The sequence below is a fragment of the Faecalibacterium sp. An77 genome, from assembly GCF_002161315.1.
Lineage (GTDB): Bacteria > Bacillota > Clostridia > Oscillospirales > Ruminococcaceae > Faecalibacterium.
In genome coordinates this window covers 1-21,415 of record NZ_NFHK01000043.1, presented here as the reverse complement: position 1 = coordinate 21,415, position 21,415 = coordinate 1, and the positions used below count along the sequence as shown (strand labels likewise).

At 64.8% G+C, this 21,415-nt stretch carries 18 protein-coding genes; 17 read left to right on the top strand and 1 reads right to left on the bottom strand.

The annotated features are described in order from the left end of the window. From B5G28_RS11510 to spoIVA, 17 genes are all read left to right on the top strand, one after another. Positions 1 to 253: acetyl-CoA carboxylase biotin carboxyl carrier protein subunit (locus B5G28_RS11510; RefSeq protein ID WP_087248953.1), on the top strand; the 253-nt coding region annotated here is incomplete at its 5' end. A 19-nt stretch (positions 254 to 272) separates the two neighbouring features. Next, positions 273 to 1,676, top strand: coding sequence for an oxaloacetate decarboxylase subunit alpha (locus B5G28_RS11505; protein WP_087248951.1), 1,404 nt, complete (start codon positions 273 to 275; stop codon positions 1,674 to 1,676). A 535-nt stretch (positions 1,677 to 2,211) separates the two neighbouring features. Further along, complete coding sequence (locus B5G28_RS11500) at positions 2,212 to 2,430, top strand: aspartate dehydrogenase (RefSeq protein ID WP_087248949.1); 219 nt, start codon at positions 2,212 to 2,214, stop codon at positions 2,428 to 2,430. A gap of 209 nt (positions 2,431 to 2,639) precedes the next feature. Beyond that, the gene (locus tag B5G28_RS11495; RefSeq protein WP_087248947.1) at positions 2,640 to 3,518 is read left to right on the top strand and encodes a YicC/YloC family endoribonuclease; all 879 of its coding nucleotides are present in this window, start codon (positions 2,640 to 2,642) and stop codon (positions 3,516 to 3,518) included. Between the two features lie 27 nt (positions 3,519 to 3,545). Next, positions 3,546 to 3,806, top strand: coding sequence for a DUF370 domain-containing protein (locus tag B5G28_RS11490; RefSeq protein ID WP_087248945.1), 261 nt, complete (start codon positions 3,546 to 3,548; stop codon positions 3,804 to 3,806). Further along, the gene (gene gmk / locus B5G28_RS11485; RefSeq protein ID WP_087248943.1) at positions 3,807 to 4,379 is read left to right on the top strand and encodes a guanylate kinase; all 573 of its coding nucleotides are present in this window, start codon (positions 3,807 to 3,809) and stop codon (positions 4,377 to 4,379) included. A 22-nt stretch (positions 4,380 to 4,401) separates the two neighbouring features. Further along, complete coding sequence (gene priA, locus B5G28_RS11480; protein ID WP_087248941.1) at positions 4,402 to 6,666, top strand: primosomal protein N'; 2,265 nt, start codon at positions 4,402 to 4,404, stop codon at positions 6,664 to 6,666. A gap of 21 nt (positions 6,667 to 6,687) precedes the next feature. Further along, entirely contained in the window at positions 6,688 to 7,221 is a 534-nt protein-coding gene (gene def / locus B5G28_RS11475) for a peptide deformylase (protein ID WP_087248938.1), read from the top strand. Then, positions 7,222 to 8,142: a methionyl-tRNA formyltransferase gene (fmt, locus tag B5G28_RS11470; protein ID WP_087248936.1), complete on the top strand. Its 921-nt coding sequence runs from the start codon at positions 7,222 to 7,224 to the stop codon at positions 8,140 to 8,142. Then, a complete protein-coding gene (gene rsmB, locus B5G28_RS11465; protein WP_087248934.1) occupies positions 8,139 to 9,461 on the top strand; it encodes a 16S rRNA (cytosine(967)-C(5))-methyltransferase RsmB in 1,323 nt (440 codons plus the stop codon). The genes fmt and rsmB overlap by 4 nt, the downstream gene beginning before the upstream one ends. 36 nt (positions 9,462 to 9,497) lie before the next feature. Beyond that, positions 9,498 to 10,547, top strand: a complete 1,050-nt coding sequence (gene rlmN / locus B5G28_RS11460; protein ID WP_087248932.1) for a 23S rRNA (adenine(2503)-C(2))-methyltransferase RlmN — start codon at positions 9,498 to 9,500, stop codon at positions 10,545 to 10,547. A 13-nt stretch (positions 10,548 to 10,560) separates the two neighbouring features. Further along, complete coding sequence (locus B5G28_RS11455; protein WP_087248930.1) at positions 10,561 to 11,310, top strand: Stp1/IreP family PP2C-type Ser/Thr phosphatase; 750 nt, start codon at positions 10,561 to 10,563, stop codon at positions 11,308 to 11,310. Next, the gene (pknB, locus tag B5G28_RS11450; protein ID WP_087248928.1) at positions 11,303 to 13,198 is read left to right on the top strand and encodes a Stk1 family PASTA domain-containing Ser/Thr kinase; all 1,896 of its coding nucleotides are present in this window, start codon (positions 11,303 to 11,305) and stop codon (positions 13,196 to 13,198) included. The genes B5G28_RS11455 and pknB overlap by 8 nt, the downstream gene beginning before the upstream one ends. A gap of 12 nt (positions 13,199 to 13,210) precedes the next feature. Next, the gene (gene rsgA, locus B5G28_RS11445; protein ID WP_087248926.1) at positions 13,211 to 14,104 is read left to right on the top strand and encodes a ribosome small subunit-dependent GTPase A; all 894 of its coding nucleotides are present in this window, start codon (positions 13,211 to 13,213) and stop codon (positions 14,102 to 14,104) included. A gap of 71 nt (positions 14,105 to 14,175) precedes the next feature. Next, on the top strand, positions 14,176 to 14,814 hold the full coding sequence (locus B5G28_RS11440; RefSeq protein ID WP_087248924.1) for a thiamine diphosphokinase: 639 nt from the start codon (positions 14,176 to 14,178) through the stop codon (positions 14,812 to 14,814). 292 nt (positions 14,815 to 15,106) lie between these two features. Beyond that, entirely contained in the window at positions 15,107 to 16,621 is a 1,515-nt protein-coding gene (locus B5G28_RS11435; protein WP_087248922.1) for an SPOCS domain-containing protein, read from the top strand. Positions 16,622 to 16,638: 17 nt separating this feature from the next. Then, the gene (gene spoIVA, locus B5G28_RS11430) at positions 16,639 to 18,120 is read left to right on the top strand and encodes a stage IV sporulation protein A (RefSeq protein WP_087248920.1); all 1,482 of its coding nucleotides are present in this window, start codon (positions 16,639 to 16,641) and stop codon (positions 18,118 to 18,120) included. 502 nt (positions 18,121 to 18,622) lie between these two features. Here spoIVA and B5G28_RS11425 read toward each other — a convergent pair. Next, positions 18,623 to 20,317: a carbon starvation protein A gene (locus B5G28_RS11425; protein WP_087248918.1), complete on the bottom strand. Its 1,695-nt coding sequence runs from the start codon at positions 20,315 to 20,317 to the stop codon at positions 18,623 to 18,625. Positions 20,318 to 21,415 lie beyond the last annotated feature (1,098 nt).

Below are 21,415 nucleotides of genomic sequence, written 5' to 3'. Positions count from 1 at the left end.
CGCCCCCGCTGCTCCTGCCGCACCCGCCGGCCCCGCCGGTGCTGTGGCCGTCAAGGCTCCCATGCCCGGCAACATCCTGGATACCCGCGTCAAGCCGGGTGATTCGGTCAAGGCCGGCGACACCCTGGTGGTGCTGGAAGCCATGAAGATGGAGAACGAGATCGTGGCGCCCCAGGACGGCACCGTCGCCACCGTGGACGTCAAGCGCGGCGACGTGGTCAACTCCGGCGATATGCTGGTCACGCTGAACTGATTAGGGGAGGGTGGACATTATGGCGAAAAAGCCGATCAAAATCACCGAGGTGGTCCTGCGCGACGCACACCAGTCCCTGCTGGCCACCCGGATGACCATGGACGAGATGCGTCCCATCCTGCCGGAAATGGACAAGATCAACTATTTCTCGGTGGAGTGCTGGGGCGGCGCAACCTTTGACAGCTGCATCCGGTTCCTGGATGAGGACCCCTGGGAGCGGCTGCGGATTCTCCGCAAAGAGCTGCCCCATCAGAAGCTGCAGATGCTGTTCCGCGGCCAGAACATGCTGGGCTACCGCCCCTACGCCGACGACGCGGTGGAGTACTTTGTCCAGAAGTCGGTGGCCAACGGCATCGACGTCATCCGCATCTTTGACGCTCTGAACGATCCCCGCAACCTCCAGACCGCCATCAAGGCCGCCAACAAGGAGGGCGCCCACGTCCAGGGCTGCATCAGCTACACCCTGAGCCCCGTCCACACCAACGAGGCCTTTGCCAAGTACGCCAAGACCCTGGAGGAGATGGGTGCAGACTCCATCTGCATCAAGGATATGGCCGGCCTGCTGACCCCCTTCACCTGCGCCGAGCTGGTGAAAGAGCTGAAGGCCACCGTCAAGATCCCCGTGGATATCCACAGCCACTACACCGCCGGCCTGGCCTCCATGTCCATCCTGAAGGGCATTGAGGCAGGCGCCGACATTGTGGATACCGCCATGAGCCCCCTGGCCCTGGGCACCAGCCATATGCCCACCGAGAGCCTGGTGGCCGCCCTGAAGGGCACCGACTACGACACCGGCCTGGACCTGAACCAGCTGAACGTAGTCCGCGATTATTTCGCCAAGCTGCGTGAAAAGTACATTGCCAACGGCCAGATCAGCCCCAAGAGCCTGGGCGTGGACGCCAACACCCTGCTGTACCAGGTGCCGGGCGGCATGTTCTCCAACATGCTCAAGCAGCTGAAGGACGCCGGCAAAGAGGACAAGCTGGACGAAGTGCTGGCCGAGATTCCCCGCGTCCGTGAGGACGCCGGCTATCCGCCGCTGGTCACCCCCACCAGCCAGATCGTGGGCACCCAGGCGGTGTTCAACGTGATTCTGGGCGAGCGGTACAAGATGGTGACCAAGGAGTTCAAGGGCCTGGTCCATGGCGACTACGGCAAGACCCCGGCTCCCATTTCGGCCGAGTTCACCAAGAAGATCCTGGGCGACGAGCAGCCCATCACCTGCCGTTTTGCCGATACCCTGGAGCCCGAAATGGACAAGCTGAAGGCCGAGGCCGCCAAGTGGTCCATCCAGGAGGAGGACGCCCTGACCTACGCCATGTTCCCGCAGGTTGCGCCCAAGTTCTTCGACAAGCGCAACGCCAAACTGCAGGGCGTGGACGCCGATCACGCTGACTACGTCAATAAGTCGCACCCGGTCTAAACCAATCTAGGGGGAACCCATTTCTGCGCGCATACGCGCGACAGAAATTCCTTCCCCCTAGTATCCCCCTGGGGACAAAATTTCCCGGCGAACCGCGCACTCGGCCTATGGCCTCGCACACTCCCGCCGGAAAATTTCCCTGTCGGTGTCCGGCCTCAGGCACATGTCCTTCGGCCGGACGGATTAAAAATGGGGGTGCCCGCTCCAAAAGGCCCAATTTAAATCGGAGCGGCGGGCAAAAGCCGTTAAGAAAAACACCCGTGCCGCCGTTTGAGGCCCTGTAAGTTTTCACGGGCCAGGCATGACAGTGTTTTTTAGGCTTTTGAACGGCGCGACTTCCCTGTCTGGGTCCAGGGTTCAGACCCTGGTCGTTAGGGAGGGTAGGGAGTCCAGAGGGCCTAGGGAGGGGGAGTCGAAACCCCCTCCCTGGCCCTCTGGCCCCAGCGGAGCGGACAAAAGGGAAAAGAACCAGCGTGCGTAAAGGCAGAGCGGCACACCTGTCCCACCTTGCCAAAACCCTGGAGGTGACCCGTCCATGTGGTTTGCAAAGAAAAAGGAGCCCGAGGCCAAGACCTACGATCCTGCCCTGTGGAAACCGGTGGTGCGGTGCAGCATCTGTACCGGGGAACAGGCGGCGGGCTTTCGGGAGATTGCCACCGGCCGGTTTGAAGAAGTCATGCTGATCCGGGATGAGCGGGACCTCGCCCGCTTTCTGAAAAAGTACGGCCTCGAGACCGTCACCAAAGAGTATTGAGTCCAGCCGGGCTGGGGGAGAGATCCTCCGGCCCGGCTGTTCTTTGTGACAAGGCTGTGTCAAACATGGGTTTTTTCTCCGGTTCCCTTGCAAAAAAGGCGCCGGAATAGTAAAATGATACCATATGTATCGTAATATGGGGCACTAGACCCCAAGGCGGATATATATGTGGAAATGATCTGGCAAGAATGAAAAAGGGAAGAGTGAATATGATCTATAGCATGACAGGGTACGGCCGTGCCAGCGAGGTGCGGGATGGCCGGGAGATCACGGTGGAGCTGCGCAGCGTCAATGCGCGGTATTTTGAGTATACCTCCCGTGTGCCGCGCAGCTGCGCTTTTCTGGACAGCCGGCTCAAGACGCTGCTGAACAGCCGGATTGCCCGGGGCAAGGTGGAGCTGAGCCTGACGGTCCAGAACACCGAGGCCTCCGACACCGCCGTGACGGTGGACATGAACCTGGCCCGCAGCTATCAGCAGGCCCTGCGGGACCTGTCCGAAGGCCTGGGGATCAAGAATGACGTGACGGTGAGCCTGTTGGCCCGCTTCCCCGACGTGCTGGTGACCCAGCAGGCCCAGGTGGACCCCGAACAGCTGTGGAACGACGTGTCGGACGTGGCCGCCGTTGCCCTGGAGAACTTCATGGAGATGCGGGGCATCGAGGGCGAAAAGATGCTGACCGACATTTCCTCCCGCCTGAATACGGTGGAGGAATGCGTGGGCCGGGTGGAGACCCTCAGCGCCGGCCGGGTGGAGAAATACACCCAGCGTCTGTATGAGCGGCTCAAGGTGATCCTGGAAGACCGGTCCATCGACGACGCCCGGGTCCTGACCGAGGCGGCCATCTTCGGGGACAAGACCGCGGTGGATGAGGAGACGGTGCGCCTGCGCAGCCATATCGCCCAGTACCGCGAGATTCTGGGCAGCAACCAGCCGGTGGGCCGCAAGCTGGACTTCCTCACCCAGGAACTGAACCGGGAGGCCAACACCATCGGTTCCAAGTGCCAGGATCTGGACATCACCCGGATCGTGGTGGACATGAAGGCCGAGATCGAGAAGATTCGGGAGCAGATCCAGAACCTCGAGTAAACACAGACAGGATAAAGGGTAACAGGTATGCGGCTGATAAACATCGGGTTTGGAAATATGGTCAGCGCGGAGCGTCTGGTGGCGGTGGTCAGCCCCGACTCGGCCCCCATCAAGCGCATCATCAAGGAGGCCCGGGAACAGGGCCGCCTGATTGACGCCTCCTATGGCCGGAGCACCCGGGCGGTGCTGCTGATGGATTCGGATCATGTGATCCTGTCCGCCCTGCAGCCCGAGACGGTGGCCAACCGTGCAGGCAGCCCATCGGATGGAAAAACGGAGGAAGTTTAAATGGAAGGCGAAAAGTATCTCTTTGTGGTGGCAGGGCCTTCGGGCGTGGGCAAGGACAGCGTCATGGCCAAAGTCCGGGCCGCCCATCCTGAGATTGAGAAGACGGTGTCCATCACCACCCGCGCCCCCCGGGAAGGGGAGGCCGAAGGGGTCAACTATTACTACCGCACCGAGGCAGAGTTCCAGCAGCTGCTGGACCAGGGAGAGATCCTGGAGAGCAACTGCTTCAACGACCACCACTACGGCACCCTGAAATCGGAGGTGGACCGCCGGATTGCCGCAGGCAAGACGGTGCTGCTGAATATTGACGTCCACGGCGCCGCCAATATCAAGCGTCTGTATCCCGGCTCCACCATCATCTTCCTGCTGCCCCCCTCCTGGGAGGAGCTGGAACAGCGGCTGCGGGGCCGCGGCACCGACAGCGACGCCGACGTGAGAAACCGTCTGGCCATCGCCCGGGAGGAGCTGCAGCGGGCCGGCGAGTTTGACGCCTGGATCGTCAACCGCGACCTGGACCAGGCCGCCGCCGAACTCTACGAAACCATCGCCCGGCGGGTGGGCCAGCCGGAATAACACAGACAAAGGAGCGGATGGGATGCCAAAGACGGTGGGCGTTGCGGTGAGCCATGCGGCCTTCCACTTTGATAAACTGTATACCTACGCCGTGATGCCCGACCAGCAGGACGCCGTCCGGCTGGGCAGCATGGTGCTGGTGCCCTTCGGGCGGGGCAGCCGCCCCCGGATGGGGGTGGTGCTGGCCTGCGACGCCGAGCCCGAGAGCTCCAAGCTGAAGTATCTGTTTGACGTGGCCCCGGCGTCGGCCTGCCTGACCCCCGAGCTGCTGGAACTGGTGCGGTTTTTGAAGGGCCGCACCTTCTGCACCTGGTACGAGGCGGTCAAGGCGGTGATCCCTTACGGGGCCCAGTATAAGCCGGCTTTGGCGGCGGACGGGGTGACCCCGGTGCTGCAAAAGCAGCTGACCCGCCATACCGAGACCTTGTACCGGCTGGCGGCGCCCCTGCCCCAGAAGCCCAAACCCACCGCCAAACAGCTGGCGGCGGTGGCCCTGCTCAGCGGCGGGCCCCGGACCCAGGGGGACCTGGAAGCCCACGGCATCAGCCGCGCGGTGGCCGAGAACCTCTGCGCCAAGGGGGTATTGGCCAGCGAGCAGGTGAATAAATCCCTGGACCTCTACGCCCACATCCCCCAGCGCACCGAACAGCTGGACCTGACGGCGGAACAGCAGGCCGCCTTTGACGCCCTGGCCCCCCATCTGGAGACGGGCCAGGCCCATGCCGCCCTGCTGTACGGGGTCACCGGCAGCGGCAAGACCCTGGTGTTCCTGAAATTGATTGAGCGGTGTCTGGCCCTGGGCAAAAAGGCCCTGGTGCTGGTGCCCGAGATCAGCCTCACCCCCCAGATGATCCGCCGGTTAAAAGAACGGTTCGGACGGCGGGTGGCGGTGCAGCACTCGGCGCTCAACCACACCGAACGCCTGCTCCAGTGGCAGATGATCCAGGACGGCGGGGCCGACATCGTGGTGGGCACCCGCAGCGCCATCTTTTCCCCTCTGGAGGGGATCGGCCTCATGGTCATCGACGAGGAACAGGAACACACCTACCGCTCCGAGTCGGCCCCCCGGTATTCCGCCCATGAGGTGGCCCGGTGGCGTGCCACCAAAAATGGGGCGTTGCTGCTGCTGGCCAGCGCCACCCCCAGCACCGAGAGCTTTTATGAGGCCCAGGCGGGGCGGTGCCAGCTGGTGCGGCTGACCCAGCGGTACGGCGGCCAGCCCTTGCCGTCGGTGCAGATTGTGGATATGCGGGCCGAGCTGGCCGCCGGCAACCCCCGGGAGATCAGCCTGGCCCTGGAGGACGCCATCCGGGAGAACCTGGACGCCGGGAAACAGACCATTCTCCTGCTGAACCGCCGGGGCTACCAGACCATGGCCCAGTGCGAGGACTGCCGCGAGGTGCTCAAGTGCCCCAAGTGCAGCGTCCCCATGGTCTATCATAAGAATGAAGGGGGACGGCTGCTGTGCCACTACTGCGGCACCCAGATCCAGCCCCGGCCCACCGTATGCCCCGCCTGCGGCGGCAAACTGCAATACCGGGGCTTCGGCACCCAGAAGGCGGAGGAGGAGCTGGCGGCCCTCTTCCCCGAGGCCCATATCCTGCGGATGGACCAGGACACCACCTCCGCCAAGGACGCCCACGAAAAGATGCTGGCCCAGTTTGCCCGCCATGAATACGACATCATGGTGGGGACCCAGATGGTGGCCAAGGGCCTGGATTTCGAGGACGTGACCCTGGTGGGTGTGCTGGGGATTGACTCTCTGCTGTTCGCCCAGGGCTTTCGGGCCTATGAGACGGTGTTCAGCCTGGTGACCCAGGTGGTGGGCCGCAGCGGCCGGGCTTCCAGCCCCGGCCGGGCCATCATCCAGACCACCGACCCCGATAACCCCGTCCTCAACCTGGCCGCCGCACAGGATTACGACGCCTTTTTCGCCCAGGAGATCGAATACCGCCGCCTGGGCCTGTATCCGCCCTTCTGCGGGCTGTGCATTGTGACCTTCTCGGGCAAAAAGGAAGGGGAGGTGGCCAAAGCCGCCGCCCGCTTTGCCCAGATTCTGGCCCGGGAGGCCGCCCAGCAGCCCGGCATCCCCCTGCGGGTGCTGGGCCCCACCCCGGGCAGCATTTTGATGATCAACGAAATTTACCGCTATAAGCTCACCGTCAAGTGCCGGAACGACAAGACGTTCCGCGCCCTGCTGCGGCAGGTGCTGGCCTGTTACGAGGAGGAAAAACTCCCGGCCAAAGCCTCCGCCGCGGTGGATATGCACTCGGACGGCGATATCTGATGAATTGGAGAGGTGTAATTTATGGCTATCCGCAACATCGTGAAGGAAGGCGACCCCATTCTGAACAAGGTCTGCCGCCCCGTGACCAAGTTTGACGACCGTCTGGCCACCCTGCTGGACGATATGCACGAGACCATGATCGCCGCCGACGGCGTGGGCCTGGCAGGCCCCCAGGTAGGGATGCTGCGCCGGCTGTTCGTGGTGTGGGACGTCACCGACGCCCCCGAGGAACTGCCCGAGGACTACGAGTACAAGTTCATTGACTTTGTCAACCCCGAGATCGTGGCGGTGTCGGAGGACGAGGAGACCCATTATGAGGGCTGCCTGTCCTTCCCGGGCCATAACGGCGCCGTGACCCGCCCGGCGGCGGTGAAGGTCCGCGCCCAGGACCGGAACGGCGAGTGGTTCGAGCTGGAGGCCGACGGCCTGCTGGGCCGGTGCATCCAGCACGAGAACGACCACCTGGACGGCATCACCATCATGGAGTCCAGCGATTATTTCTACGAGGATACCGAGGAGGGCCGCGCCGAGGCCCGGAAAGCAAAGGAGCAGTAAATGCGGATTTTGTTCATGGGAACGCCGGATATCGCCGCCGCCTGCCTGGAGGCCCTCTACGCCGCCGGCCATGAGATCTGCGGCGTGTACACCCGGCGGGATAAGCCGGTGGGCCGCAAGCAGGTGCTGACCCCGCCGCCGGTCAAGACGGTGGCCCTGGCCCACGGCACCCCGGTCTTTCAGCCCCGCACCCTGCGGGACGGCGGCGAGGATGCCAACATCCGGGCCCTGGCCCCCGACCTGATCGCGGTGGTGGCCTATGGGTGCATCCTGCCCCCGTCGGTGCTGGAGATCCCCAAATACGGCTGCATCAACCTCCACGTCTCCCTGCTGCCCAAGTACCGCGGCAGCGCGCCGGTCCAGTGGGCGGTGCTGAACGGCGACGCCGAGACCGGCGTCTCCATCCAGCAGATGGACGCCGGCCTGGACACCGGCGACGTGCTGGTCTGCGAAAGGATGGCCATTGACCCCGAGGAGACCAGCGGGGAACTGTTCGACCGGGTCACCGCAGTGGGCGCCCGGGTTCTGTGCGAGACGGTGCCCAAAATTGCCGCCGGCGCCCTGACCCCCACCCCCCAGGACCACGCCGCCGCCACCATGGCGCCGCCCCTGTCCAAGGAGATGGCCGAGTTCCACTGGACCGATTCGGCGGAACACATCCACAACTGGGTCCGGGGCATGAACCCCTGGCCCTCGGCCTGGTTTGTCACCAGCGGCGGCCGCAAGGTGAAGGTCACCGAGAGCCGCGTGGCGGAGAGCAGCGGCCAGGCTCCCGGCACCGTCCTGGCCCTGAAGCCCCTGACGGTGGCCTGCGCCGATGGCGCCGTCCAGCTGCTGCGGGTGGTGCCTGAGGGCTCCAAGCCCATGGAGGGCAGCGCCTTTGCGGCGGGCCTGCGGCTCAAAGCGGGGGATACCCTTTGAGGCCGGCGGGGCCCCGGGCCGCTGCGGCGGCCGCCCTCGTCCATCAGGAACAGGGGGGCTACTCCAACCTGGTGCTGGATGCCGAGCTGGGCCGCTCGGGCCTGCAGGGCCGGGACCGGGCCTTTGCCAGCGCCATCTTTTACACCACCCTGGAGCGCCAGGCCACCCTGGACTATATTTTGAGCCGGTTTCTGCCCAAGGGCCTGGCCAAACTGGACCCGCCGGTGCGGGCCATCCTGCGCAGCGGCCTGGCCCAGGCCCGCTATATGCAGGTGCCCGTCCCGGCCGCCGTCAATGAGTCGGTCAAGCTGGTGCGCGCCTTCGGCAAGTCCAGCGCCGCCGGCCTGGCCAATGCGGTCCTGCGCAAAGCCTGCGCCTATGACCTGGATACCGCCGTCTTTGCCGACGAGGTGGAGCGGCTGATGGTGCTGGGGTCGGCGGGCCGGGATGTGGCCGCATTCCTGCGCCAATACTACCCGGAAGAAGCCCTGGCCATCCTGTCCAGCCCGGCGGACGGGGGCAAAACCGCCCTGCGGGTCAACCCGCTGCACACCACCCCCGCCGCCCTGGCCGACGCTCTGAGCAAGGCCGGGGTGGAGGCCAAACCCGGCCTCGTGCCGGGGAGCCTGCTGGCCGACTTTGCCGGCAGCCCCGCCGACACCGAATGGTTCCAGCGGGGGGACTTCCATGTGGAAGGCCAGGCCAGCCAGCTGGCGGCCCTCTGCCTGGGGGCAAAGCCGGGGGAGACGGTCATCGACCTGTGCGCCGCCCCCGGCGGCAAAACCCTGGCCCTGGCCCAGGAAATGCAGGATAAGGGCCGCCTCATCAGCTGCGACCGCACCCCCCAGCGGGTGGGCCTGATCGAGACCGCCGCCCGGCGGATGGGTCTGGGCTGCATCGAGACGGCGGTGAACGACGCCGCCGTGCCCAACCCCGCCTTTCCCGCCGCCGACCGCGTGCTGGCCGATGTGCCCTGCAGCGGTCTGGGCATTCTGGGCAAAAAGCCCGATATCCGCTATAAAACCCTGGACGAGGCCCGCCGCCGGGAGCTGCTGGACACCCAGCGCGCCATCCTGGACTGCGCCGCCGGCTACCTGAAGCCGGGGGGACGGCTGGTCTACTCCACCTGTACCATCCACCCCGAGGAGAACCAGGACCAGATCCGGGCCTTTCTGGCCCGGCGGCCCGACTTCCGGGTGGTGGAGCCGGAGCCGGCTCTGCCGGCCGGCATGGAACAGGGGCCCTGCGGCCTGTTGTCGGTGCCGGGCCGCACCGGGATGGACGGATTTTTCATCTGTGTGATGCAGCGCGCTGAATAAGCCGCCGCACAAGGAATATCCCCAGGAGAATCTTCAATGGAAAACAAACGCTGTATCTCATCCCTCACCATCGAGGAACTGGCCACCGAGATGAAAGCCATGGGCCAGCCGGCCTTCCGTGCAAAACAGATTTTTCACTGGCTGCATCAGAAGCTGGTGACCGACTTTGCCGCCATGACCGACCAGCCCAAGGCCCTCATCGCCCAGCTGGACCAGGGGTTCTATATCGCCGCACCCCAGATCGAGCGCCGCCAGGAGGCCAGGGACGGCACCGTGAAATACCTGCTGCGGATGGCCGACGGCAACTGCATCGAGACGGTGGTGATGCGGTATCATTACGGCTGCACCGTCTGCGTGTCCACCCAGGTGGGCTGCCGGATGGGCTGCCGGTTCTGCGCCTCCACCCAGGCGGGCCGGGTCCGCAACCTGGAGGCCGGCGAGATCTGCTCCGAGATCTATACCGCCCAGAAGGACATCGGGGAGCGCATCTCCCATATCGTCCTCATGGGCATCGGCGAGCCGCTGGACAACTTCGACGAGGTGATGAAGTTTTTGACCATCATTTCGTCCCCCGACGGCGTCAACATCGGGATGCGGAATATCAGCCTGTCCACCTGCGGCATCGTGCCCCAGATTGACCGTCTGGCCCAGCGCAAGCTGCAGCTGACCTTGTCCATCTCCCTCCACGCCCCCAACGACGCCATCCGCAGCAGCATGATGCCGGTGAACAACGCCTATCCGGTGGCCCAGCTGATGGATGCAGTCCGCCGCTACCAGGACACCACCGGCCGGCGGGTCAGCTTTGAATATTCCATGGTGCGGGGTGTCAACGACAGCGACGCCTGCGCCAAAGAGCTGGCGGGCCTGATCCGGGGGATGGGCGCCCATGTGAACCTGATCCCCATCAACCCGGTGGACGGCAGCCCCTATTCGGCCACCGACGCCGAGAACGTCCGCCGCTTCCAGGCCAAACTGACGGCCCTGGGGGTCAACGCCACCGTCCGCCGCCGGCTGGGCAGCGAGATCAGCGCCGCCTGCGGCCAGCTGCGGCGGGAAGAAATGGACGCCGCCGCCAAGACGGAGTAAAAAGGAGAAGCCTATGAAACTTGCAGGGAAAACCGATGTGGGCCGCATCCGGCGGGAAAACCAGGACGACTACCGGGCAGGGGAACTGCCCGGCGGGGCGGCCTGGGGCCTGGTGTGCGACGGCATGGGCGGGGCCCGGGGCGGCCGGGAGGCCTCCCATGGAGCCTGTGATGTGATCGAGCGGTCCTTTCAGGACCAGTACAGCCATTGCGGCCGGGGCGGGGAGGAACAGTTCCTGGCCCAGGCCCTGGAACACGCCAACCACTATGTCTTTCAGAAGTCGGCCCAGGAGGAATCCCTGGCCGGCATGGGCACCACGGTGGTCTGCGCCCTGGTGCGGGACGGCCGGGCCTATATCTGCCACGCGGGGGATTCCCGGGCGTACCTGTTCCATGCGGGGCGGCTGCATCAGCTGACCCACGACCACTCCTATGTCCAGGAGCTGGTGGACTGCGGCACCATCACCCCCGAGGAGGCCGAGCATCACCCCCAGAAAAACATCATCACCCGGGCTTTGGGCGTGGATTACCGCCTGACCCCCGATTTCACCTCGGTGGTGGTGCTGAAAGGGGATATGCTGCTGCTGTGCTCGGACGGCCTGACCAACGCCCTCACCACCGAACAGATGGAGGCGCTGCTGGGCCGGGTGCCCTTTTATGACCTGCCCGACCGGCTGATCGAGGCGGCCAACGCCGCCGGCGGCCAGGACAACATCACCGCCCTGCTGCTGGGCGTGGAGCCGGTGGAGGTGCAGCATGGATAATCTGATCGGCCGCAGGCTGGACGGCCTCTATGAGGTGCGGGAGCTGATCGGCACCGGCGGCATGGCCAACGTCTACAAGGCGGTGGCGGTGGGCCAGAACGGCCCCGTCCCGGCGGGGACGGTGGTGGCGGTGAAGGTGCTGCGGGCCGAGTTCATGCACGACCCGGACCTGGTGAATCGTTTTAAGAACGAGTCCAAGGCCATCTCCCTGCTGCATCACCCCAATATCGTCAAGGTGTACGACGTGTCGGTCACCGACCGGCTCCAGTATATCGTGATGGAGTACGTCAACGGCATGACCCTGCGGGAATACCTCAACGAGCGCGGGGGCAAGCTCACCAGCCGTGAGACGGTCCACTTCATCTCCCAGATTCTGCAGGCCCTGGACCACGCCCACCGCAACGGCGTGGTGCACCGGGACATCAAGCCCCAGAACATCATGCTGCTGGACAATGGCCAGCTGCGGATGATGGATTTCGGCATCGCGCGGATTTCCCGGGCCGAGAACCAGCTGCTGGCCGGCAAGGCCATGGGCAGCGTACACTATATCAGCCCCGAGCAGGCCCGCGGCGAGGTCACCGGCCCCCAGAGCGATATCTACTCGGTGGGCGTCATGATGTACGAGATGCTGTCGGGGCACCTGCCCTTTGACGCCGACGAGGCGGTGAAGGTGGCGCTGAAACAGATCACCGACACGCCGCGGCCGCTGGCCCAGCTGGCCCCCGACACCCCCCGGGCCCTGGTGGAAATCACCGAAAAGGCCATGGCCAAGCTGCCGGCCAACCGGTACGCCAGCGCCAGCGAGATGCTGGACGCCCTGGGGCAGTATGTGCGGGACCCGGATGTGGTCTTTGCCTATAAGTATATCACGGAGGAAGCACCTGCAAAGGTGGTCAAACAGACAATGAGCCAGAAAAAAGACCAGCGCGCCGGCGGCGCCGGCACCCGGACGCCCCAAAAGCGGAAAAAACGCTCGGTGTTCATCCCGTCCCTGCTGGGGATCACGGTGGCCTTCGCGGTGGCGTGCGCTGTGCTGTGCCTGATGATTCTGCACAACAACAGCAACTTCATCTCGGACCAGAAGGCGGACATCGTCCTGGAGGACTATGTGGGGATGACCCGCACCGAGGCCGAAGCCAGCACCCAGGTGGGCAGCGGACAAATCAACATCAACTGGGTGGAGGAATACAGCAGCACCTACGGCGAGGGCTATATTTATAAACAGTCCCCGGCGGCGGGCCGTGTGGTCCGCGAGGGCCAGACCGTCACCCTGACGGTGAGCCTGGGCACCCAGTACGTCACCATCCCCGACACCACCAACTACGTCCAGGCCGACGCCGAGCAGCTGCTGCGGGATACCGGCCTGTCGGTGCTGGTGGTCCAGAACGTGGAGCCCTCGGTGGCGGTGGGCGCGGTCATCCGCACCGACCCCGCGGCCGGCACCACCGTCCCGGCGGGCAGCACCGTGGTGGTGTACGTCAGCCGCCAGCAGGTCAGCACCACCACCAGCGTGCCCTCGGTGGTGGGCCTGTCGGTGAACGACGCCCGGACCCTCCTGGTCCAGAACCGCCTGACCCTGGGCAGCCAGACCCAGGCCTACAGCGACCAGCCGGTGGGCACCGTCATCGCCCAGGAGACCGCGCCCGGCTCCACCGTCAAATACAACACCCGCATCAACGTCACCGTGTCGGCCGGTCCCGAGCCGGCCCCCGAAGTGCCGGAAGAGCCTTCCAGCTCGGAGGGCGGCGGCGACTGGTGGGGCGATCTGTGGGGCGGCAGCTCCTCGTCCTCTTCGTCCTCCTCCTCGGGCAGCTCCTCGTCGGGCAGCTCCGACGGCGGGGCCAGTTCCTCGGACCCCAGCCTCATCTGGCCCTGGGACTGGTTTTAACGGGGGCGGCGGATGGACGGATATATCATCAAGGGGATCGGCGGGTTCTACTACGTGAAAACCCCGGACGGGGTGGTGGAGTGCAAGGCCCGCGGCATCTTCCGCAAACAAAAGCGCAGCCCGGTGGCCGGGGATCAGGTGACCCTGGCGGTGGAGAACGGCGCGGCGGTGATCGCTGAGATCGCCACCCGCAGGAACGTCTTTGTCCGGCCTCCGGTGGCCAACCTGGATGTGCTGTTCCTGGTGGCCAGTACCACCCAGCCTTCCCCCAGCACCCTGGTGCTGGATAAACTGTCGGCCATCGCGGTGGACAAAGGGGTGCAGCCGGTGATCGTCTGCACCAAGGGAGACCTGGCGGAGGCGGACTTTCTGGAGAAAGCCTATGCCCTGTCCACCATCCCCTTCATCCGCATCGACTACGCCACCGGCGAGGGCCTGGACGCGGTGAAGGAATGGATCAGCGGGCGGCTGTGCGCCTTCTGCGGCAACTCAGGTGTGGGCAAGTCCACCCTGCTGAATGCCCTGCTGCCCGAGGCGGGCCGGGAGACCGCCGCCATCAGCCAGAAGCTGGGCCGCGGCCGCCATACCACCCGTGAGGTCACCATCTTCGAGGCCTTTGGGGGCCGGATCGCCGATACCCCGGGCTTTGCCAGCCTGGAGGCGGGCCGCGCGGGCTTCATCCCCAAGGAAAACCTGGAACACGCCTTCCCCGAGTTCGGGCCGTATCTGGGCCAGTGCCAGTTCACCGGCTGTTCCCACCGCAGCGAGAAAGGCTGCGCGGTGCGGGCGGCCCTGGCCGAAGGCAAACTGTCCCAAACCCGGTACGACAGCTATTGCGCCATGTACGACGAGGTGAAGGACGTGAAGGACTGGGAACAGCCCCGCCGCCAGGAACCCAAACTGTAAACCCATCAAAACCCAGCGCCGCTCGGCTATGCCCTGCGGCGCTTTTGCAAGCGAAGGAGGGCGTTTTGCCTATGGCGCGCTGTGTGATATTGTCGGCCTGCCCGGTGGGGGCGGAATTGGCGGGGCTGCTGCGGCCCGACGATTACCTGATAGCCTGCGACGCAGGCTACCGCAGCTGTGATGTGCTGGGCCGGCGGCCCAACGCCGTGGTGGGGGACTTCGATTCGGCTCCCCGGCCCGATATGCCGGAAGGGGAGGACCTGGTGGTGCTGCCCCACGTCAAGGACGATACCGACACCGAGTACGCCGCCCAGCTGGCGGCGCGGCAGGGGTTCCGGGAGGTGCTGATGCTGGGGTGCCTGGGGGGAAAGCGCCTGGAACACACCCTGGCCAACCTCTGCACCGGCCTGGGCCTGGAAAAACGGGGCGTCCGTGCCACATTGCAGGATGAGCGCAGCCGGGTCACCTACCTGCTGCCCGGCCAGACCCGGACCTATCCCAAAGGGGATTACTTCTACCTGTCGGTGTTCCCGGCGGAGGGGAAGGCCGAGGGGGTCACCATCCGGGGCGCCTTCTATGAGCTGACCGGGGCCCAGCTGACCGCCAGCTACCCTCTGGGGGTCAGCAATGAGTACGCCCCCGGGTCGGACTGCATCACCCTTTCGGTGGAGAAGGGGGCCCTTGTGGTGGTGGAAACCGCCGCCGATTGAACCGGGGCGGAACATTTTGGGCCGTTTCTGCCTATAATGGAGCAAACCACCATCGAAAGGCAGGGAACCATCTATGCAGATTATCGTCATCAAGAGCCCCAAGTGCCTGGCCGGCCTTCTGCGTATGCTGTTCGGCATCAAGAAGGAGAGCAGCCGCTGAGACGGTCCCAGGCTTTCAGCCCGTGGGAGGCGTGTGCCTTCTGCGGGCTTTTTTGCGCCGTTCTAGCCTGTTTTGACCCCGCATACAATGAACCATGCGCCGTACAAAGGACAGGAAAGGAGCGCCGTGAACATGGAACTGAAGGTATTCCGTGATATTCTCTACGCCGGCGGCGGGTGCTGCACCGTCAAGGCGGAAATCCCGGTGGAGACGGAGATTCTCATCTCCGATTATCTGCCCCAGGTGTTTAAGATTGTGAAATGCTTTGCCCGGCCGGTGGTGCTGCAAAAGCAGCTGCAGCCGGGCAAGCTGACGCTGGAGGGGTACATCCGCTGTACCGTCTACTATCAGGGGGAGGATGGGGCGGGGCTGTGCCAGACCGAGCAGAAGATCCCCTTCAATAAGGCGCTGGACCTGCCCAGTTTTAGTTTTACCTCCTGGAGCGCGTCGGTGGAGGGGGAGACCGAATACATCAACTGCCGGGCGGTGAATCCGCGCCGCATCGAGGTGCGGGGGGCCTATGGCCTGGTGGCGTCGGTGTCCACCCAGTGCAGCACCGAGGCGGTCACGGCATTGGCGGACTGCGGCATCCAGCAGCGCCAGGCCACCCTGCGGGGGGTGAAGCGGGCCGCGGTGCTTGACAAGCTGATGGCCGCCGACGGGATGGTGGTCTTTGACCAGCCCCCCGCGGCAATCCTGGACGTGTCGGGCAGCGCCGCCGTGGGGGAGATGAAGATTCTCAACGGCAAAGCGGTGGTCAAGGGCGAAATCCACGCCCAGTGCGCCTGGCGTGCCAAGGGCAGTGCCGCGCTGCTGGGCCAGGCGGCCACCATTCCCTTCAACCAGATTCTGGACGTGGAGGGCCTCACCGAGGACTGCCTGTGCCAGTGTGCGGTGGAGCCGGTGGGGTTTGCCGTGGCGGAGGGGGAGGACGGCAGCCCCGGCAAGCTCACCGCCACCTCCATGCTGCACCTGCGGGCCTGGCGTCCCTATGAGCTGAACTGCGTCACCGATGCCTTTTCCACCCAGTACCAGGTCCGCAGCGAGTCGGCCCCCCTGACGGCGGAACAGCTGGCCTGCAAGCTGGACGACACGGCGGCGGTGACCTGTTCGGGTCCGCTGCCGGATGAGAACACCCGGCTTCTGGCCTGTTTTGTGGCCTTTGGCCCGGCGGCGGTGGAACAGCGGGAGGACGGCCCGGTGCTGACGGCCCGGGTGCTGGTGACGGCCTTTGGCCAGAACAGCCTGGATGAGATCGACAGCTACGACAAGTCGGCCGAGCTGACGCTGCCCTTGCCGGTGAAAGAGACGGGGGAGCTGATCCCCGAGTGCTGGCTGTCGGCCCAGGACGTCCAGGCGGGCTGTGCCGGCGGGAACCTGGAAGTCACGGTAACCGTCCGGGCCCAGGGAGCGGTGCTGAGCCGGGAGAGCCGGCCCTTTGTCAGCAGCATTGAGATCGGGGACCCCCTGGCCCCCGCCGACCCGGATATCTCCCTGCGGGTATATTACGCCCAGCCGGGGGAGGAACTGTTTGATATTGCGCGGCGGTTCCATGTATCGCCGGGCCAGATGCTGGAAGCCAATGGCCTGGAACCCGACACCCGCACCCTGGCGGCGGCGCGCCGCCTGCTGGTGCCCGGGGCCTGAGAGGAGGAAGGTACACAGTGGAGAATCCTGTACTGTATCGGGAGATTGGCCAGCGGACCGGCGGCGATATTTATATTGGCGTGGTAGGGCCGGTGCGCAGCGGCAAGAGCACCTTCATCAAACAGTTTATGGAGGAGCTGGTGCTGCCGTCCCTGGGGGATACGGCGGCCCGGGCGCGGGCCCGGGACGAACTGCCCCAGTCGGCGGCGGGCCGGACCATCATGACCACCGAGCCCAAGTTCATCCCGGAGACGGCGGTCCCCCTCCAGCTGGAAGGGGGCGGGGAATGCCGGGTGCGGCTGATCGACTGCGTGGGCTACATGGTGGAGGGAGCCATGGGCCACGAGGAGGACGAAAAGCCCCGGATGGTCAAGAGCCCCTGGTTTGAGGAAGCGGTGCCCTTCGACCTGGCGGCCGAGACCGGCACCCAGAAGGTGATCCGGGACCATTCCACCATCGGGGTGGTGGTGACCACCGACGGGTCCATCAGCGATATCCCCCGGGCCGGCTACGAAAAGGCGGAGGCCCGGGTGATCGGGGAGCTGGAGGAGCTGGGCAAACCCTATGTGATTTTGCTCAACAGCGCCCATCCCGACTCCCCTGAGACCCGCCAGCTGGCGGCAGGGATGGAGGAGCGGTATGGCCGTTCGGTGCTGCCGGTGAGCTGCGTGGACCTGGACGCCGCCGCCCTGGAAAAGATTCTGGAGTCGGTGCTGTATGAGTTCCCGGTGCGGGAACTGGATTTTGCCATGCCCCGGTGGGTGACCATGCTGGACAGCGGCCATTGGCTTCAGAGCAGCGTGTACGAGGCGGCGCTGAACTTTGCGGCCAGTATCGCCCGGATGAAGGACCTGCGGGCCGCCGAAGGCGGGGAGGCCCTGGCCTGCGACGCGGTGCAGCGGTCGGCGGTGACGGGGATGGACCTGGCCGAAGGCAGCGTCAAGGTAACGGTGGAGCTGAAGCCCGACGTGTTCTATCAGGTGCTCAGCGAGCAGACGGGCCTGGAGATCGGCGATGAGGCGGGCCTGATGCCCTGCATCATCGAGCTGGCCCGTGCCAAAAAGGAATATGAGCGGCTGCGCAGCGCCATCGAACAGGTGGAGGCCACCGGCTACGGCATCGTGATGCCCTCCATTGACGAGCTGCGGCTGGAACAGCCCGAGATCATCCGCCAGGGCGGCCGGTACGGCGTCCGCCTGGAAGCCAGCGCCCCTTCCATCCACATGATGCGGGCAGAGATCCGCACCGAAATCAGCCCCATCGTGGGCAGCGAGCGCCAGAGCGAGGAGCTGGTCCAGAGCCTGCTGTCCGGCTTTGAGGAGGACCCGGTGAAGATTTGGGAGTCCAATATCTTTGGCAAGAGCCTCCACGAGCTGGTGAATGAAGGCCTCCAGGCCAAACTGCTGCATATGCCCCAGGAGGCCCGCACCCGGATGCAGGAGACCCTGGAACGGGTCATCAACGAGGGCTGCACCGGGCTGATCTGCATCCTGCTGTGAGAGAGTCAGGTGGGACCCATTTCTGCCTGCATACGCAGGTCAGAAATGCCTTAGTTGCGGTTCCCTGCTTTTGCGGCGGGCGTCGCGGCGCCCTTGCAAAAGACAGACCGCGGCCCCTGCTCCGCTTCGCCTGTTTCTGCCGCAGGCAGCGGCTCAGCTCCGCAGTCCCTGGTATCCCGCTGGGGACAAAATTTCCCGGCGAACCGCGCACTCGGCCTATGGCCTCGCACACTCCCGCCGGAAAATTTCCCTGTCGGTGTCCGGCCTCAGGCACATGTCCTTCGGCCGGACGGATTGAAATGGGACACTGCGCTGTCCGCTCCGATTCGCGCCACGGGCCTGCTCCGGCGGGCTGGTGGTTTGGTGCGTCTTTCGCTGCAGTTCTGTATAGGACATAACAACAACCGCCGTCCGAGGCTTGGGTCCGGGCGGCGGCTGTTTTGGTTTTGTGTTGTTTTCAATGGATGGGGGTGCCGGCTGGTTTTATCGAGCCCGGCGGGGGTTACTTGGCGCTGGCTTCGCTGTTGTGCTCAGCGCGGAAGTAGGACCGCAGGGAGTTGACCACAATGGTCAGGCCCAGGGCGATCAGCAGGACGGCGAAGATCAGCTGCAGGCCCTCCATCATGAAGGTGGCGCTGCCGGCCTGGAAGGCCTGGATCAGAGCCATGAGCCGCTGCACCAGAGCGGTGAAGGTGACGCACAGCATGATGATCAGCGGGGGGAACAGCATCTTGTTGCTGCGGCCGGTGACCTTGAGGAAGACGCAGAGGGTCACCAGAACCAGAGCGCTCAGCAGCTGGTTGGCGGAGCCGAACAGGGGCCAGATGTTGGAGTAGCCCACCTTGGTCAGGATGAAGCCGCACACCAGGGTGATGACGGTGGCGAAATAGGTGTTGCACAGCAGCTTGCGCCAGCCCTCGGCGTGGGCCATGTCGTCCACGCTGAACAGTTCCTGGAAGCTCATGCGGCCGATGCGGGCCACGGCGTCCAGACTGGTGAGAGCCAGAGCCGACACGCACATGGTCATGAAGCACTGGGCCACATACACCGGCACGCCGAACATCTCCAGGAAGCCGGCCACGCCGCGGCTGAAGATCTGGAAGGGAGTGCCCACGGCGGCGGTGCCGTCGGCGGCAGCGGATGCGCCCGCCACGCACAGGGCCAGGACAGCCAGCAGGCTTTCCAGCACCATGGCGCCGTAGCCGACCTTCAGCATGTCTTTTTCGTTTTCAACGGTCTTGGAGGAGGTGCCGGAGGACACCAGGCTGTGGAAGCCGGACACGGCGCCGCAGGCCACCGTGACGAACAGGATGGGGAACAGGTCGCCCAGGCTGTCGTTGTGGAAGCCGGTGAACACCGGCAGGTTCATGGTGGGATGAGCCACCAGCAGGCCCACCACAGCGCCGGCGATCATGCCGATGAACATGAAGGTGGTCATGTAGTCGCGGGGCTGTTTGAGGAGCCACATGGGCAGGACGGCGGCGAAGAAGATGTAAACGAAGGTGATGTAAGTCCAGGTGGTCTGGTCTGCCACCAGAGGCATCATCATGCCCAGAGCCAGGGCGGCCACGGTGCATACCAGGCCCACGGCGGCCTCCTTCCAGCCGGTGAGGTGGAAGTTCTTCTGGATCAGGCCAAAGATCATGGCGAAGACGATGAACAGCAGCGAGATGCTGCCGGCTGCGCCGTTGGTCTGGGCAGCCTCCACCAGGGCGCCGTCTGCGCCGAAGGCATTGAAGGTGCCGGCCACCATGTCCGCAAAGGCGGCGATCACCAGCAGGGTAAACAGCCAGCAGAACAGCAGGAACAGCTTGCGGCCCAGCTTGCCGATGTACTTCTCAATCAGCAGGCCCATGGACTTGCCGTCGTTCTTGACGCTGGCGTACAGGGCGCCGAAGTCGGTGACAGCGCCGAAAAAGACGCCGCCCAGCAGAATCCACAGCAGCACCGGCAGCCAGCCGAAGGCGGCGGCCTGGATGGCGCCGGTGACAGGGCCGGCGCCGGCGATGGAGCTGAACTGATGGCTGAACACGGTCCAGCCGTCGGTGGGAACGTAGTCCTTGCCGTCGTTCAGGCGGACGGCAGGGGTTTTGGCGGTGGGGTCGATGCCCCAGCTCTTGGCGATCCAGCGCCCGTAAAGGGTGTAGGCCGCAATGAGGCACACCGCCGCGATCAGGACGATAACAAGTGTGTTCATGATTTTCCCCTTCTCTTTCAGTGAAGATTTGCCTGCCGGGCAGGCGGTTGGTTCTCGGGCCAGACGCCGGCGAATAAAAAAGCCCCCGTCCTGTGCACACAGTCTTGCAACTGGATGCAAAGACGAAGGCTGAATGCTCCGCGTTACCACTTTGCTTGCCGCCGGGGGCGGCCACTCTGCCGCGGCAGGGCCGTCGAGCCGGCCTGTACCGCGCGCCCGGGATAACGGTGGGCTTCCGGCCGGTGCTAGTGGGCGGTTGGCCTTTCGCACAGGCTGCTTGCAGGGGATGGCCGGCCCGCTCCTTGCTGCCGCGTTTTCATCGTCGGCGGCTCTCTGCAAGCGGTGTGCGGGCAGACAGATCCTGTTCATCGCATTTGGTGTCTGGTGTTTGAACGCCACTACAGTAGCACGAAGGTGAAAGCTTGTCAACCGTCTCATGAAGATTTGTATGGTGTGATAAAACTGTGCCCGTAAAGTGAGCAATCTTTGAACACTTTTTGACCCTGAAGCGCCGCTCCCGCCGCCCGGAGGCTGGAGGGCTGGTTTTCTTGCGCTTTGCCGCTCTGCCCTTGAACACTCTGTTTCTTTTCCTTTTTGTCCGCTCCGCTGGGGCCAGAGGGATGCGGAGCCGAGGCGCTGCCTGCGGCAGAAACAGCCGAGGCGGAGCAGGGGCAAACACAGCGACCGCGTCCTGCGGACGAAACAGGGAGCTGTGTTTGGCGCCGCGCTCCAATTTTCACAAGGGCGCACTGTCGCCCGCTGGGAAAATTGGCTAAGCGCAAGAGGACAGCGGTCTGCTTTTTGCGAGGGCGCAGCGGCGCCCGAAGCAAAAACAGGGCACCGCAACCCGGAGCAGGGAGGGGCGGCTCTCTTGCGCTTTGCCGCCATACCGCTGACGGCTCATTTCTTTTCCCTTTTTGTCCGCTGCGCTAGGCCCAGAGGGGGAGGGAGGGGGTTTCGACCCCCCCTCCCTAACGACCAGTCCTCTTGCGCTTAGCCGATTTTTGCGGCGCGCCACGGAGGGCGCTTGCAAAAACCGGAGCGCTGCGCCAGCTTCGGCCCGGCTGTTTCGTCCACTGGACGCGCCGGGCCAAAGCT

Bases quoted from the DNA above. Each gene is read 5' to 3' on its own strand.
- B5G28_RS11505 (WP_087248951.1), top strand. From the start codon at position 273: ATGGCGAAAAAGCCGATCAAAATCACCGAGGTGGTCCTGCGCGACGCA.
- B5G28_RS11500 (WP_087248949.1), top strand. From the start codon at position 2,212: ATGTGGTTTGCAAAGAAAAAGGAGCCCGAGGCCAAGACCTACGATCCT.
- B5G28_RS11495 (WP_087248947.1), top strand. From the start codon at position 2,640: ATGATCTATAGCATGACAGGGTACGGCCGTGCCAGCGAGGTGCGGGAT.
- B5G28_RS11490 (WP_087248945.1), top strand. From the start codon at position 3,546: ATGCGGCTGATAAACATCGGGTTTGGAAATATGGTCAGCGCGGAGCGT.
- gmk (WP_087248943.1), top strand. From the start codon at position 3,807: ATGGAAGGCGAAAAGTATCTCTTTGTGGTGGCAGGGCCTTCGGGCGTG.
- priA (WP_087248941.1), top strand. From the start codon at position 4,402: ATGCCAAAGACGGTGGGCGTTGCGGTGAGCCATGCGGCCTTCCACTTT.
- def (WP_087248938.1), top strand. From the start codon at position 6,688: ATGGCTATCCGCAACATCGTGAAGGAAGGCGACCCCATTCTGAACAAG.
- fmt (WP_087248936.1), top strand. From the start codon at position 7,222: ATGCGGATTTTGTTCATGGGAACGCCGGATATCGCCGCCGCCTGCCTG.
- rlmN (WP_087248932.1), top strand. From the start codon at position 9,498: ATGGAAAACAAACGCTGTATCTCATCCCTCACCATCGAGGAACTGGCC.
- B5G28_RS11455 (WP_087248930.1), top strand. From the start codon at position 10,561: ATGAAACTTGCAGGGAAAACCGATGTGGGCCGCATCCGGCGGGAAAAC.
- pknB (WP_087248928.1), top strand. From the start codon at position 11,303: ATGGATAATCTGATCGGCCGCAGGCTGGACGGCCTCTATGAGGTGCGG.
- rsgA (WP_087248926.1), top strand. From the start codon at position 13,211: ATGGACGGATATATCATCAAGGGGATCGGCGGGTTCTACTACGTGAAA.
- B5G28_RS11440 (WP_087248924.1), top strand. From the start codon at position 14,176: ATGGCGCGCTGTGTGATATTGTCGGCCTGCCCGGTGGGGGCGGAATTG.
- B5G28_RS11435 (WP_087248922.1), top strand. From the start codon at position 15,107: ATGGAACTGAAGGTATTCCGTGATATTCTCTACGCCGGCGGCGGGTGC.
- B5G28_RS11425 (WP_087248918.1), bottom strand. From the start codon at position 20,317: ATGAACACACTTGTTATCGTCCTGATCGCGGCGGTGTGCCTCATTGCG.